At 63.0% G+C, this 2311-nt stretch carries 2 protein-coding genes; both read left to right on the top strand.

The window, feature by feature from the left end; all coding sequences use genetic code 11:
* Positions 1-1689, top strand: a 1689-nt coding sequence (locus tag ABYW26_RS13540; protein ID WP_372605441.1) for a DNA gyrase subunit A, incomplete at its 5' end; no start/stop codon positions are given.
* A 73-nt stretch (positions 1690-1762) separates the two neighbouring features.
* Positions 1763-2311 (top strand): hypothetical protein (locus tag ABYW26_RS13535; protein ID WP_372605440.1); only part of this gene is annotated, 549 nt, incomplete at its 3' end.

The following is a 2311-nucleotide window of genomic DNA, read 5'->3' as shown; positions in this document are numbered from 1 at the left end:
GCCCCGAATGCCCGCGACGAAACCCTGATCGAACATATTCCCGGCCCCGATTTCCCCACCGGCGGCGTAATCGTCGAGCCGCGCGAGAACATCCTTGAGGCCTATCGCACCGGGCGCGGCAGCTTCCGCCTGCGCGCCAAATGGGAGGTCGAGGATCTGGGGCGTGGCCAATGGCAGGTCGTGGTTACCGAGATACCCTATCAGGTGCAGAAATCCAAGCTGATCGAGAAGCTGGCGGAACTGATCCAGACCCGCAAGGTGCCGATCCTCGCCGATGTCCGCGACGAAAGCGCCGATGACGTGCGCCTGATTTTCGAGCCGCGCACCAAGAATATCGATCCTGAACTGCTGATGGGCACGCTGTTCCGGCAATCGGATCTTGAGGTGCGGTTCAGCCTGAACATGAACGTGCTGATTGATGGCCGCACCCCCAAGGTGTGCAGCCTGAAAGAGGTGCTGCGCGCCTTCCTCGACCACCGCCGCGAGGTTCTGATCCGCCGCAGCCAGCACCGGATGGAAAAGATCGACCACCGGCTTGAGGTGCTGGAAGGCTTTATCATCGCTTTCCTGAACCTTGACCGGGTGATCGACATCATCCGCTATGACGACGATCCCAAGGCGGCGCTGATGCGCGAGGATTGGTCGCTGGACCACCGTCGCGCCGTGTCGGAAAAGGATTACGTCAGCCCCGGCGCCGGTCCGGGTGAACTGACCGAAGTGCAGGCGGAAGCGATCCTGAACATGCGCTTGCGGTCGTTGCGGCGGCTTGAGGAAATTGAGCTTCAGCGCGAACGCGACGCCCTGATGGAAGAACGCGCCGGGCTTGAGGACCTGCTGGAAAACGAACATGTCCAGTGGGACAGCATTTCCGAACAGTTGCGCGAAACCCGCACCAAATTCGGCAAGAAATCCGTCGGTGGCGCCCGCCGCAGCCGCTTTGCCGAGGCGGGCGAGGTCGAAGAGGTGCCGCTGGAGGCGATGATCGAACGCGAGCCGATCACTGTTGTCTGCTCGAAAATGGGCTGGGTGCGCGGCATGAAGGGTCATATCGATCTGGCGCAGGCGCTGAAGTTCAAAGATGGCGACGAGGGGCGCTTTGCCTTCCACGCCGAAACCACCGACAAGCTGTTGCTACTGGGCTCGAACGGGCGGTTCTATACTTTGCCCGCCTCGCAACTGCCCGGCGGGCGCGGCATGGGCGAGCCGGTGCGCCTGATGGTCGATCTGCCGAACGAGGCCGAAATCGTCGATCTGTTCATTCACCGCCCCGGCGAAAAGCTGTTGCTGGCCAGTTCGGCCGGAGACGGATTCCTTGTGCCCGCCGATGATGTCGTGGCCCAGACCCGCGCCGGCAAACAGGCTCTGAACGTCAAGGATGGCACCGTGGCGCAGGTCTGTCGTTATGTGGCGGGCGATCACGTCGCTTGCGTCGGCGAAAACCGCAAGGTTCTGATCTTCCCGATCGAGGAACTGCCGGAAATGGCGCGTGGCAAAGGCGTTCGGTTGCAGAAATACAAGGATGGCGGCCTGTCCGATGCCACCACCTTTGTGCTGGCCGAGGGTCTGACATGGAAAGACCCCGCCGGACGCACCCGCAGCGAGACCGATCTGCGCGAATGGCTGGGCAAACGCGCCGGCACCGGCAAAATGGCGCCGCGCGGCTTTCCCCGCGACAATCGCTTTACCTAGGCGCGTTGCACGGCGGGCCGGGCTGGGCTAACCATTCCGGAACATTAATCTCGTGAGGTGGGGAATGCAGGCGATGTTCAGTCGGATTCGGAAAGGCGCGGCCCTGTTGGCGCTGTTGGCGGTTGCGGGATGCTCGGGCTCGAACGATCTGGACGAACCGCCGGTCGCCATGGGTGATTTCCTGCTGGGGCACACGATCGTGGTTGCCGATGATGTGCAGTCAATCGGTCCCTCGCGCACCGCGACCCCTGACGAATGGAAGGCCGTGCTGACCGATCAGCTGAAACAGCGGTTCTCGCGCTATGACGGCGATAAATACTATCATATCGCCGTGGCCGTGGACGGGTATGCGCTGGCGGTTCCGGGGATTCCGCTGGTGTTGTCGCCGAAATCGGCGCTGGTGGTTTCGGCCACGATCTGGGACGACGCCGCCGGGGCCAAGCTGAACGCCGAGCCGAAACAATTCACCATTCTCGAAGACCTGTCAGGCGAAACCGTGATCGGTTCGGGCCTGACCGCCTGGAACGCCTGGCGACTGGCGGCAGCCAACCAGACGCTGCAGCAAACCGTCCGGCGTCTGAACCGGGCCAACGCGGGCGAGCAGGCGGCCCGCGCGCAGGCG

The organism is Actibacterium sp. (assembly GCF_041584535.1).
In the GTDB taxonomy this organism is placed as follows: domain Bacteria; phylum Pseudomonadota; class Alphaproteobacteria; order Rhodobacterales; family Rhodobacteraceae; genus Actibacterium_D.
This window is presented reverse-complemented; position numbering and strand designations above follow the sequence as displayed.